11 protein-coding genes are annotated in these 12,128 nt (G+C 44.2%); 3 read left to right on the top strand and 8 right to left on the bottom strand.

All coding sequences use genetic code 11. The features are described 5' to 3' along the window. Positions 1–13 precede the first annotated feature (13 nt). On the bottom strand, positions 14–526 hold the full coding sequence (elsL, locus tag FTU19_RS00225) for a cell wall-recycling L,D-carboxypeptidase ElsL (protein ID WP_159123377.1): 513 nt from the start codon (positions 524–526) through the stop codon (positions 14–16). Further along, complete coding sequence (locus tag FTU19_RS00220) at positions 523–960, bottom strand: YbaN family protein (protein ID WP_125278257.1); 438 nt, start codon at positions 958–960, stop codon at positions 523–525. The genes elsL and FTU19_RS00220 overlap by 4 nt, the downstream gene beginning before the upstream one ends. Before the next feature lie 88 nt (positions 961–1,048). Between FTU19_RS00220 and FTU19_RS00215 the strand changes: the two genes are divergently transcribed. The 3 genes from FTU19_RS00215 (at position 1,049) to dapE (ending at position 3,449) form a co-directional block, all read left to right on the top strand. Beyond that, complete coding sequence (locus FTU19_RS00215) at positions 1,049–1,924, top strand: DUF1853 family protein (protein ID WP_180129815.1); 876 nt, start codon at positions 1,049–1,051, stop codon at positions 1,922–1,924. 115 nt (positions 1,925–2,039) lie between these two features. Then, a complete protein-coding gene (locus tag FTU19_RS00210) occupies positions 2,040–2,189 on the top strand; it encodes an entericidin A/B family lipoprotein (RefSeq protein WP_004784975.1) in 150 nt (49 codons plus the stop codon). Between the two features lie 123 nt (positions 2,190–2,312). After that, positions 2,313–3,449, top strand: a complete 1,137-nt coding sequence (dapE, locus tag FTU19_RS00205; RefSeq protein ID WP_004784977.1) for a succinyl-diaminopimelate desuccinylase — start codon at positions 2,313–2,315, stop codon at positions 3,447–3,449. Positions 3,450–3,509: 60 nt separating this feature from the next. Here the strand turns inward: dapE and FTU19_RS00200 are convergent, their stop codons facing one another. The 6 genes from FTU19_RS00200 to pilG all read right to left on the bottom strand — a co-directional run bounded on the left by FTU19_RS00200 (position 3,510) and on the right by pilG (position 12,090). Next, complete coding sequence (locus FTU19_RS00200; protein WP_004784978.1) at positions 3,510–3,968, bottom strand: hypothetical protein; 459 nt, start codon at positions 3,966–3,968, stop codon at positions 3,510–3,512. Continuing rightward, positions 3,969–8,486 (bottom strand): Hpt domain-containing protein, encoded by a 4,518-nt coding sequence (locus FTU19_RS00195; RefSeq protein ID WP_180129812.1) that lies wholly within the window; start codon positions 8,484–8,486, stop codon positions 3,969–3,971. A 168-nt stretch (positions 8,487–8,654) separates the two neighbouring features. Next, positions 8,655–10,724 carry a methyl-accepting chemotaxis protein gene (locus FTU19_RS00190; RefSeq protein WP_180129810.1) on the bottom strand — a complete coding sequence of 690 codons (2,070 nt, stop codon included), beginning with the start codon at positions 10,722–10,724 and terminating at the stop codon, positions 8,655–8,657. Between the two features lie 46 nt (positions 10,725–10,770). Next, positions 10,771–11,307, bottom strand: coding sequence for a chemotaxis protein CheW (locus tag FTU19_RS00185; protein WP_159123371.1), 537 nt, complete (start codon positions 11,305–11,307; stop codon positions 10,771–10,773). Positions 11,308–11,312: 5 nt separating this feature from the next. Continuing rightward, the gene (locus FTU19_RS00180) at positions 11,313–11,681 is read right to left on the bottom strand and encodes a response regulator (RefSeq protein WP_004784985.1); all 369 of its coding nucleotides are present in this window, start codon (positions 11,679–11,681) and stop codon (positions 11,313–11,315) included. Positions 11,682–11,706: 25 nt separating this feature from the next. Then, positions 11,707–12,090 (bottom strand): twitching motility response regulator PilG, encoded by a 384-nt coding sequence (gene pilG / locus FTU19_RS00175; RefSeq protein ID WP_180011986.1) that lies wholly within the window; start codon positions 12,088–12,090, stop codon positions 11,707–11,709. Between the last annotated feature and the right edge of the window lie 38 nt (positions 12,091–12,128).

Genomic DNA, 12,128 nt, shown 5'->3' with positions numbered 1-12,128 from the left:
TCATTTAAGTCATTTAAACAGTCAGATTCAGCGGCTGTTCTGAAATATAGACCAGTGCATCTTCATTCACCAGTTCAAACAGCTCGGCCACATCCGTATTCCGCATGCGGATACAGCCATGTGACATTGCAATACCCATCGGCTCAGAATCAGGCGTACCATGAATATAGATATAACGTTGGTAAGTATCACAACCCTCGCCCTGGTTAAAACCTTCTTCAAGCCCACTTAGCCATAAGATCCGGCTGAGAATCCAGTCTCGCTGCGGGAATTGCTGTGCCAGTTCTGCATTATAAATTTCACCTGTCGCTTGACGGGCAATAAACACACTATTTAAAGGTGTCTGCTGGCCAAACTTTTCAGCGACTTTATGCCATCCACGAGGCGTCTTGCCACTATTTTCTGCTTCACCTATGCCATTCTTACCCGTAGAAATCAGGTACTGCTTATTATATTTTGGCAAATATAGTTTTTGTTGGGCGAGATCAATCAGGATTTCTGCCTGATCCAGCTGCAAATGGCTCATGACTTCTCTTTCTCTGTCTTGATAGTTTCTAGTTCTACTTTCTTTGTGGCCATGTGTTCTGGATGGATTATGTCCTGAACTGGTTCGGGTCGACGCCATAACCAGATCGCCACAATCAGCATGGTCACATCAGTAAAGATTTTGACTGCCAGCGGTGCTGTCGTAAATAACATGATAATGCCACTGATGAACATCATGATACTGGCCAGCCATTTGGCCTTGCGTGGCACAGTACCATTGGCACGCCAGGCTCTTAAAGTCGGACCATATTTTGGATGATTCAGCAGCCATGCATCCATCTGTGGCCAGCCTTTGGATGCCGCCCAAGCCGCCAGAATTAAAAATACTGTAGTTGGCATGCCGGGCAAGATTGCGCCGATAAAACCCAGTACGACAAACAGTACGACCAGGCTTCGCCAAAACAATATTTTCATAAATCGGTCCTACCCACAAAATTAGGGGTAGTATAAAGTGTTTTTAAAATCTGTCCGTTGTATTTGTGCACTTTTCACAGGATGTGCTATGCCCTTTTCCAGTCTAAATCATCATCTTGTAGAAGCATGGCAATATTATCAGCATCCTTTGGTGCGGCAACTGGCATTTGCTGTCGGTAGTCCAAACCTTCTGTCTCAAATTCCAGACGAACTTGAAGTCGTCCATGCTTTTGACTTACATGATTCTGAGACTTGGCAACATCACCTGCAAAATTATCATCCACGTCTGAAATATCTGGACCGGCATCCAGAAGAGCTGGAGCAATTCGTGCAGCAGCTTAAAAGCACCCGGCTGGGTTTGCGCTTTGAAATGCTGGTCTGGTTCTGGCTGCTGGATGATGCCTATCATCCTTATAAGCTTTTAGGTCATAGCATTCAGAAAATTGACGGCGCTAAAACACTGGGTGAACTGGATTTTCTGTTATTCAATACAGAGGCTGGTCTGACTGAACATTGGGAAGTGGCGCTGAAATACTACCTCGCAGAAGCCGATTTTAGCCTGCCAAACTGGTATGGCCTAAACCGCACCGATACTTTAATCCGTAAAATGAAGCATTTTACCCAGAAACAGTTTCAGTTTGATGAGGCTCTGGATCAGCAGATTGAGCAGCGTTTCTGCATGTTAAAAGGCCAGCTTTATCTTCCAGTGCATCGTGCCGATCAGACCTTACCTGACTGGGTCAATACCCAACGTCGCATAGGCTTATGGGGTCAGCAGATTCCCGACCCAGCGGCTAATTTCTATCGTTTGCAACGTCATGAATGGATTTATCCTAATGCGCAGATCAGCAGTTCAAGTCCCTATTGGTGGACAAATGGACTTTATAAAAAGGCTGATCAAGAGGATTTTTATATGTATCGCAGCCCGCTTCTGCTGCCCTTTCCTTCGCATAAACCCTTTTAAAACATTACATTTATTAACCGAAGCACTATGAAAACCACATATTTTTTATGTCGTATATTTTCTAATCTTAGTTCCACATCATAATAATTTTATTATCGATAATACGGAGATGATGATGAAAAAAATTCTTGCTGCTTCATTGGTAATGGCTTTTGTTTTAACTGGCTGTAACACTGTCAAAGGTGTGGGTAAAGACGTTTCTAAAGCAGGCGAAGCTGTAACAGGCACTGCAGAAAAAACTTCTGAAGAAATCCGTCAAAACTAAACTCTTTCTAGCTTCTCCACAAACCCTATCTCAGATAGGGTTTTTTTATGCGGAACATTCACATTACAGGCCATATTCGCCTATCATAGAGCCGACAAATTTATCGACTTATGAATTCACCATATGACATCTTCCGCGACTCTTGATTTAAGCCTGCAATTATTACGTCAGCCTTCTGTGACCCCTATTGATCATGACTGCCAGAATATCATGGCAGAACGTTTGAAGAAGGTGGGTTTCAATATTGAATCAATGCGCTTTGAAGATGTTGATAATATTTGGGCGCGTAAAGGTACTGAAGGCCCGGTTTTCTGTTTTGCTGGCCATACCGATGTTGTGCCAACCGGCAACCTGGATGCCTGGAACTCTGACCCATTTGCGCCAGAAATTCGTGATGGCAAGCTTTATGGCCGTGGTAGCGCCGACATGAAAACGGCTTTGGCTGCAATGGTGGTGGCCACTGAACGTTTTGTCGAAAAATATCCGAATCATAAAGGTTCAATTGCCTATCTAATCACTTCAGATGAAGAAGGTCCATCGATCAATGGTACGGTAAAAGTGATTGAAACTCTGGAAGCCCGTAATGAGAAAATTACCTGGTGTCTGGTAGGTGAACCATCAAGTACCAACAAACTGGGTGATATTGTCAAAAATGGCCGTCGTGGTTCATTGAATGCCAACTTGACTGTAAAAGGCAAACAAGGTCATGTGGCTTATCCACACTTAGCAGTGAATCCAATTCATACAGCATCTAAAGCCATTGCCGAACTGTGCGAAACAGTCTGGGATAATGGCAATGAATACTTCCCTGCGACGTCTTTCCAGATTTCAAATATCAATGCCGGTACCGGTGCAACCAACGTTGTTCCAGGTACGATGAACCTGCTCTGCAACTGGCGTTATTCAACTGAAGTGACTGCTGAAGAACTAAAGGCACGTATGCTTGAAATTCTGGATCGTCATGGTGTGGACTATGATATTTCATGGACTTTATCTGGCCTGCCATTCCTGACACCCGTTGGTGAGCTGGTGAATGCCGCTAAAGATGCCATTTTAACTGTGACTGGTACTGAAACTGAATTATCAACTTCAGGCGGCACCTCAGATGGTCGCTTTATTGCGCCTACCGGTGCACAAGTCCTAGAACTCGGTGTACTGAATGCCACAATCCATCAAATTAATGAGCATGTCGATATTGCAGACCTTGAACCACTGGCTGAAATTTATGAGCAGATTCTGGTGAACCTGTTAGCCAATTAATCACCAGATGTAAAAAAAGGAACTCAGAAGAGTTCCTTTTTTTATGTGCTTTGTAATGAATTACAAGCCAATTGAAGACTGAATATAACCCATTTGCGGGATGTGAAATAACTGATCCCCCATACGCACATACTGGAATACTGCGGGGTCAGTCACTTGCTGATCAGCATCGACGACTTCAGAAATACGCAGACGAATGGTTTTCGGCATTTCATTACACATCAGGGCAAAACGCTGATGCACCTCATCTCCTTCAATCACCAGCGCCACACCACTTTTACGTGTAGGATCATTAACTGCATAAACCGGTAATTGCGCATCATGCCACTCAACCACTTTAACCTGGGTATCACTATCCAGTGCAGACAGGACAATATTTTGTGGTAACAGCATTGGATCTTTGCCGTGACAGTCAATAATATAAGCATCAATAAATCCGGTAGATACCGTAATTAAATGCTGAAGTTCCTGCTGACTTATCTGATCAGCCATTTTGGCATTAGTCGTATTCTGACTCATTTATGACCCCTGTTTTTCAGCAATTAACTGTTGAATATTCGCCAGTAATTCAGCTTCCTGGAACGGTTTGCCCATGTAGTGGGTTACGCCCAGACTGAAAGCACGTTCACGGTGTTTTTCACCAGTACGTGAAGTAATCATGATGATTGGCAGGTCACGGTGAATATCGTGGTGACGAACCAGGTTCGTGACCTCAAAACCATCCATACGCGGCATTTCAATATCCAGCAGCATCAGATCCGGACGGACATTTTCAAGCTGCTCAATCGCATCTACACCATCTTTGGCGGTGACAATATCATAACCCTGACGCTCAAGCAGACGCGAGGTCACCTTACGTACAGTCACCGAGTCATCCACGATCATTACCAGACGGCGAGCATTGCCAGAACGTGAACCATCGCGTTGATCCTGCATGTGTTTCACACGCTGCGTACCATGGATCTGACGGGCAATATTCTGACCATCCAGAATCAGACAAACCTGACCATCACCAAGAATCGTCGCACCAGTGACTACACCAATATTGGCGAACTGATGGCCGATTGGTTTCACCACGATCTGTGCACGTGAACCTACTAACTGATCCACAAGTAAGGCAATGGTTTGACCACTGTTGCCTTTAATCAGCAATACTGGCAGTGAATGCGCTACGTTGTTCAGACGAGGAATTGGCTGATTCGATACGAACTCAGACAGGTAACGCAATTTGTAATTAACGCCATCAATCTTGAAGAAATCGTCTTTACTGTTGAAGTAAGTTTCCAGAGTAGATGGTGCAATACGTACAATACGGTCGATTTGCGCCAGAGAAACGGCGTATTGCTGATCGCCCACTTTTACCATCAAGGCATCGCTGACCGCTACAGTCGTCGGTACGCGAATGGTGAAGGTTGTGCCTTTGCCGACTTCAGAGCTGACAGATACGTGACCGCCCAGCGACTTGATCTCGCTTTGTACTACATCCAGACCCACACCACGACCAGAAATCTGGGTTACAGATTTAGCGGTACTAAAGCCCGGGTGAAAAATGAATTGCAATAGCTCTTCCGAATCCAGTGTCTGATCTTCTTTGATCAGGCCTTGGCTCAGTGCTTTCTCACGAATCTTCTCAGCATCGATACCTTTACCATCATCACTAAATGAGACGATGACATCTGTACCCTGACGGCTGATATTTAACAGGATTGAACCGACTTCTGGTTTATTCAGGGCAATTCGATCTGCTGTATCTTCCAGACCATGGTCAATCGCATTACGTAGCATATGCTCGAATGGCGTTACCAGACGTTCCAGAATATTACGGTCTAATTCACCTTCACTGTTCTGAACAATCAATTCAGCTGGACGGTTCAAAGTCGTAGAAGTCTGACGTACGATACGTTGTAAACGTGGCAACATCCGGTCAAACGGTACCAGACGAGTACGCATCAGGCTTTCCTGAATCTCGGCCTGAATCCGTGATTGTTGCAATAACAAACCTTCAGTTTCACGAATCTTGTCAGATAGAGTGCTCTTGAAGTCAACCAAGTCCGAAGCAGATTCCGCTAACGACTTGGACAACTGATTCAGGGACGAATATTGGTCCATTTCCAGTGGGTCAAAGTCTGCATAACGCGAGTTTTCTGAACCGTGTTTGGCAATAATTTGAGATTCTAGCTCGCCTTCCATTCGGCGCAACTGGTCCGCCAGACGCTTGATCGCCAGTTCCATCTCGTTCAGAGTATTGCCGAGCTGACCCAAATCCATCTCGATACGCGAACGGTTAATTGCATTCTCGCCTGACAGGTCGATCATCTTCTCAACCAGATCAGCAGAGATACGGATCATTTCATGGCTGGTATCGGTATTACCGGTATCGATCCACTCACCCATCATACGTGGTGGCTCAGTACCATCACCTTCGACAAACTCGAAGCTATTTTCTGTGACCAGCGTTTCTGTTTTAGCCAGACGTTCCGGCAGCTGCGCAGTAACATCCACATAAGCAATCTTTTTCAGGCTGCTTTGGATCTGTTCAAAATTGCTATAGTCATGCTGGAAGATCGCTTGTCTTAACCAAGCCAGTGTTTTTTGCAGCAGGCCATCATAAGCATTCGAGTTAAAGTGATATACCGCAAACTGTTCGAATGTGGTTTCCAGTTCATACGCAATGCTGGCCACCTTTTCGTTTTCAACCATGCGCGCACCACCCTTGATACTGTGGGCAGCACGTTGTAATTGAAGCAATAAGCTACGGTCACTACGCTGATCAAACCATTGGTTCAGCAGTTTTTCGGTATTGTCGAGAATCTCTTCTGATTCTTCCAGGAAGGTTTCTTCAACAATTGACTTCAGTTCATCTTCTTCAGAGCGCTCTTCTGCTACAATTTCAACTGGCTCAGTCAAAGTTTCTGTTTCAGTCAGCTCAACTTGTTCATCTTCTAAGTTTAGGGCCGGTTCTAGATCTGAACTTGTATCTTCTAATGCAATCTCTTCCGATGCTTCATCCGCTGTTTGTTCGGAATCAGCACTAGCTTCTGCATATTCAAACTCGACAACAGGAATCGATGTTTCTACCGGAGCTGCAACAGCTTGACCAGCCACCAATGCCTGAATATTTTGCAGAATCGAAATTGCTTCAACAGCCGGATAATCGATACCTTCATCACGGATCGACTGGATACGGTCAGAAACGTTATCTTGCACCAGACGAATGATTTGAATCAGCGCTGGAGTAACAGCGATCTGCTGACGGATGATTCGCTCATAAATACTTTCCAGTTCGTGCGAGATCGAACCGATATGAGAAGCGGTAATCATGTTTGCACCACCTTTTAAGGTGTGCAAGTGACGCATCAGGTTATTCAGTGAAGTCGTATCATCCTGCTTTTTACTCCAGGTATTCAGATCTTCATCAATACCTACCAGTAATTCATCCGCTTCTTCCAGGAAGATATTCAGTAGATCCTCATCGAAATCACGCTGAGTTTCTGCGCTGTCGATGTACTGGCGGTCAGAGGCAATACGCTGGCTTAAAGCAGAAAAGTCAATGCTGGCTGTGGTTGCAGCTTCAGGAATAGAAATTTCTTCTGATACTTGTTCAGCAGGGACATTGTCTTCGGCAAAGATTTCCAGGTCCTGCTGTACAAATGCAGCCAGTTCACTCAAGGTTTTTTGCGTATCATCATTCAGAATGACACGCTGGCCTGCTGCTAGGGTATCGAATAAATGAATGAATTCCTGATGTGCCTGGGCAAACAGCTCATAAGCATAATCACTATTCAGCAGTACCGGTTTTTCCAGCAAGGCATCATAAGCAGATTTTAAATCTGTCGTAAACTCATGAATACCCAGTGCGGCACGGTTATCTGTATGTGCAAGCAGCTCGGCAGCCTGCTCGCTTAAAGCCTGAATATATTCTGGATAATCGACTTTAGCGCGTTTATCGAATTCAAACTCGGCATCCAGTAACAGGTCAATCTCCAGTTCAACCAGCTTGGTCACCAGACCTTGGGTTTCAACTGTTTCCGTTTCAGTGGCTGCGAAGCCATAATCATTCCAGACACGCTCAAAAGTCGCATACACTGCTGCCAGTTTGCTGCTATCACCCTGACGTAACAAATGCAGATAGTCGCTGACAAATTCAGCATACTGAATTAATACAGCAGTTTCTTTTGAGGTGGATGCAATTTCATCCTGAAGCAGTGTTTTAAACAGATGTTCTACTTTAGAGCTGGCCTCGAAGATTTCTTCGATCTGTGCCATGGACGAACTGCCGCGCAAAGTATGAATAGCACGAATCAATGCATTATAATCCTGCACTTTTTCATTTTCGCTACGCAGGAACTTGGCAATCGTTTCGAGATGCTCTTCCGCTTCCTCGATAAAGATCGCCACGGTTTCTTCTACATCACTACGTGCAGCATCTTCACTATCAGCTTCTTCAAGCTCAAATTCTGTTGTGCTTATTTCTATTGCTGCAGTTGTATCTTGATCTTCAGCCGAATCACCTAGCTCAAGACCTGTGATCTGGCCTTCGGCAGTCAGACTGTCTGCCAGTTGCAAGAGTTCTTCTAAAGCCGGTTCAGGTGTCATTTGTTGTTGTAATTGCTGACCTAAAAGCACGACTGGGCGCAGGTCAACATCGAGTTCCTGCACCTGTTTGAATTTTGGATATAAAGTAAACTGGTAAATATTCAGTACAGCTTTGGCATACTGTTGAATCGTAGGCGTTAACTGGATCGAACCTGAAAGTACCCGGTTTAAGGTATCTTCCACTGCCCATGCAATTTCACCCGCAGATTTAGCCCCCACCATACGGCCTGAACCTTTCAGGGTATGAAAATGGCGGCGAATGGTTTTCAGGTTTTCCTGATGAGCCGGATCACTCAACCATTCTGGAAATAAAGCATTTAACTCAACGAAAATCTCTTCGATTTCCTCGACAAAAATTTCAAGAATTTCTGCATCTTGATCAAGATAACTGTCTTCAGGAAGCGTTGTCGTTTCAACTAAATTTTTTAATATTTCTTTCATAGCTAATGCTTCTTACGTTGTGCCGCCAAGAAGGGCGCTCAAACTTAATTGTGACCGTCACGCGAGACCTAACCTTATGTAGTCAAGTCCATCTTGTCGAGGCTTTATCTGTATTTCTGAATGTGCCTCAACCTAGGTTAAGGCACACTCCCCTCATACTTTCTGACTTTATTCTGGTAGTTTAAAGTCAGATACAGATTCACGTAATGCATCGGCCATGTTCGCCAATTCAGATACCGAACGTGCTGTATCGAAGGTTGCACTCGTAGTTTGTGAAGTAATTTCCTGTACGACATTCATCGTGGTCGCAATATGACCTGCAGATGCTGACTGAAGTTTCGCAGCATCGGAAATGTTTGCAATCAGTTTTGCCAGGTTATTCGATACGTTCTGAATCTCATCTAGTGCCACACCGGCATCTTTAGACAAGTTCGCACCACGTACAACTTCGGCTGTGGTTTGTTCCATTGAAATTACGGCTTCGTTGGTATCGGTCTGAATGGTTTTTACCAGGCCTTCAATCTGTTTAGTTGCAGATGCAGAACGTTCCGCAAGACGCTGGACCTCATCCGCTACCACGGCGAAACCACGACCAGCTTCACCCGCCATCGACGCTTGAATCGCTGCGTTCAAAGCCAGGATGTTGGTTTGGTCGGCAATATCGTTAATCAGGGCGACGATGTTACCAATTTCTTGTGAAGATTCACCCAGACGTTTAATACGTTTCGACGTTTCCTGAATCTGTTCACGAATCGTATCCATACCTTCAATTGAACGGTGTACAACGTCTGCACCATTTGCAGCAATTTGTACTGAACGTTCCGCAACGACTGCAGATTCTTCCGCGTTGGCAGATACCTGGTCAATGGACATCGCCATTTCGTTAATCGCAGCAGATGCACCGGCAATTTCTTGTGCCTGGTGTTCAGATGCTTCAGCTAACTGGTTGGTAATGCTTTGAGTTGTCGCTGTATATTGCGCAACTTCCTGAGAAGTTTCGGTAATACGAGATACCAGGTCACGTAACTGGTCGATCGCGAAGTTAATCGAGTCGGCAATCGCACCGGTAAAGTCTTCCGATACTGTTGCATATGAACGCAAGTCACCATCCGCAAGGTCGGCAATCTCGTCCAGTAAACGTAAAATCGCATTCTGGTTACGGTCATATTCTTCTTGAAGACGGGTTACACGCTGTTTATCCGATGCACCACGTAGGGTTAACAGGCGGAATACACACAGCAGGAAGCCGATCAATAACAGAATTAACAAAACCGCTGGAACGATTGTTTTCAGACCAGAGTTACCAGACAGTTTGTTCAGGTTATCGAGCAGGGCATCAGATTGCGAGAAAATTGATGCAGATGCCTGACGTACTTTTACGATTTGCGCAGAGTTTTTCAGGATTGTCGCAGATGCTGATTCAAGTACATCATCATATTCCGCTTTGATGCCTTCTAGAGACTCGCGCAGGTTAGGATCAGTAATACGTTGTACACCCAGTTCAGCAGAACCGTTTAACTGTGCATTTAAGTATGAACCGAAAGTTTCGGTATCGGCACTGAAGTCATCCGCTGATTCACGTGAACCGTCGTTACCGGTCAATACCAAACTGATCGAACGTAAAATACGTTCCGCAATAAATACCTGGTTTTTCGCAATAACCACCTGGTTAGACGGCATGTCTTGACGCGCCATCTGGTCGACCATCAAGTTATATTCGGCCTGAATCCCCGGGATCGCTTCACCAATCGCAATGTTGGTGTCATATAACTGGTTAATGATTTTTTGTTGCGATGCAATCAGGTCAATACTAGAAGATACTTCTGTCCACTGTTTATCTACTGCTTGCAGCGCTTCATTATTGGAATGGATATTTTTTACAGTCTCAAGGTTTTCAGCAAAAGCTTTTTGAGAATCTGTCAGATTTTTCATCGCCTCAGGTGTACCAGAAGCCGTTGCTTCAGTTGCCTGACGTGAAATGGTTTGTGAAAGCAGACGTAAATCACCCAGACTTTGTGTCAGCTGGTTGGCACGTGGCACACTGTAGAAAAGATACAATAAAGTGATGGTTGCCGCTAACAGACAGCCGGCTGCACCATAAATAAACGGTTTAGACTTTTCACTATCACCAAATACACGTGACAACTGATCTGTTTGTGATTGAATCTTGGATAAAAAAGTATTGCCACTTTTGCGGCTACCTTCACTTGTATTTTTCTTTTTAAGTTTAAAGCCCATGCAGCCTCTCCCCGATTTACGTCTTTATTACTTTCGTGCGCGACGTTTAATTTATAAATTTTATAGATGCGTTCATAAATTTTGGATTTTGCAACAGACGACTGAATAAGAACACATGCCATTGTTGGTTATGCTGGTGGAAAAATCCCTGACAGTATTCTTGTAAGTTATTATCCAATTCAGTTGTTTTAGAAAAAAAACTTTTCTTATTAAAATGTTGTATACCCAAAACTTGATCAACAACCAAACCGACATATTGGTCATTATGGTGAATACATAATACTTTTTGAGTCGGTGAAAACTGGCTACTCTGTCCTGATACATATTGAGTCAAATCAGAAACTGATAATAACCTTCCCCGAATATTGGCCAACCCTAAAACCCATGATTGAGTATTAGGAACTGGCGTATATTTTGGAGGATAGATCACTTCGGATACTTCCCCCAGCGGGGCAACAAAATATTGCCCCATCATCTCAAAAGCAATGCCTGACCATCGGTTGACTTCATTTTCATTAGAAACGTAGTTTTTATTTCCCCGTTTCGCAATGCGAAGCAATTCGATAAATCCATTTGCTGCCATAGAGCTTATCCTGCGTTGAGGTGGTGCTTAATCACTTCAATCAACTGTTTTTCATCTACCGGTTTTGTAAGATAATCTGCGGCGCCCTGACGTTTACCCCAAACGCGGTCAGTGGCCTGATCTTTGGTACTTACAATCACAATCGGAATATGCTTGGTGGTTGCACCACGTGCAATTTGACGTGTTGCCTGGAAGCCATTCACGCCTGGCATGACCACATCCATCAATACCAGATCTGGCAACTCAGCCTGAGCCATGGTTACCCCATCTGCACCATTGGATGCTTCAATCACCTCAAAGCCATGTTTAGAAAGAATCTCTCTAAAACGGAATGTTTCTGTCGGTGAGTCATCTACGATTAAGATACGCGCCATGCCAATTCCCCTAAAAAATCAATTATTAAGCACTAATATGGTTACGGATTGCGTTAAGCAATTCATCTTTACTGAAAGGTTTAGTCAAGTATTCGTCCGAACCAACAACACGACCTTTGGCCTGATCAAATAAGCCATCTTTACTCGAAAGCATAATCACAGGAATATTCTGATAATTTTGAGAATTTTTAATCAATGCACAAGTTTGATAACCATCTAGACGAGGCATCATGATGTCTACAAATACGATATCCGGATTGGTTTCTGCGATTTTTGACAAAGCTTCAAAACCATCTACCGCAGTCACGACTTCATATCCTTCGCGCTGTAGAAGAGTTTCTGCTGTACGACGAATGGTCTTTGAGTCATCAATGACCATAACTTTTAGATTTTGGAATTTATCGTCCATTTTGACCCTTCCCATTTTAGAAACGATGCGCCATAAGG

This window comes from Acinetobacter sp. YH12072, assembly GCF_013419565.1.
Lineage (GTDB): Bacteria > Pseudomonadota > Gammaproteobacteria > Pseudomonadales > Moraxellaceae > Acinetobacter.
The sequence above is the reverse complement of the archived record's forward strand: the minus strand, read 5'-3'. Positions and strand labels throughout refer to the sequence as shown.

Bases quoted from the DNA above. Each gene is read 5' to 3' on its own strand.
- dapE (WP_004784977.1), top strand. From the start codon at position 2,313: ATGACATCTTCCGCGACTCTTGATTTAAGCCTGCAATTATTACGTCAG.
- FTU19_RS00195 (WP_180129812.1), bottom strand. From the start codon at position 8,486: ATGAAAGAAATATTAAAAAATTTAGTTGAAACGACAACGCTTCCTGAA.
- pilG (WP_180011986.1), bottom strand. From the start codon at position 12,090: ATGGACGATAAATTCCAAAATCTAAAAGTTATGGTCATTGATGACTCA.
- FTU19_RS00220 (WP_125278257.1), bottom strand. From the start codon at position 960: ATGAAAATATTGTTTTGGCGAAGCCTGGTCGTACTGTTTGTCGTACTG.
- FTU19_RS00190 (WP_180129810.1), bottom strand. From the start codon at position 10,724: ATGGGCTTTAAACTTAAAAAGAAAAATACAAGTGAAGGTAGCCGCAAA.
- FTU19_RS00210 (WP_004784975.1), top strand. From the start codon at position 2,040: ATGAAAAAAATTCTTGCTGCTTCATTGGTAATGGCTTTTGTTTTAACT.
- FTU19_RS00180 (WP_004784985.1), bottom strand. From the start codon at position 11,681: ATGGCGCGTATCTTAATCGTAGATGACTCACCGACAGAAACATTCCGT.
- FTU19_RS00215 (WP_180129815.1), top strand. From the start codon at position 1,049: ATGCCCTTTTCCAGTCTAAATCATCATCTTGTAGAAGCATGGCAATAT.
- elsL (WP_159123377.1), bottom strand. From the start codon at position 526: ATGAGCCATTTGCAGCTGGATCAGGCAGAAATCCTGATTGATCTCGCC.
- FTU19_RS00185 (WP_159123371.1), bottom strand. From the start codon at position 11,307: ATGGCAGCAAATGGATTTATCGAATTGCTTCGCATTGCGAAACGGGGA.
- FTU19_RS00200 (WP_004784978.1), bottom strand. From the start codon at position 3,968: ATGAGTCAGAATACGACTAATGCCAAAATGGCTGATCAGATAAGTCAG.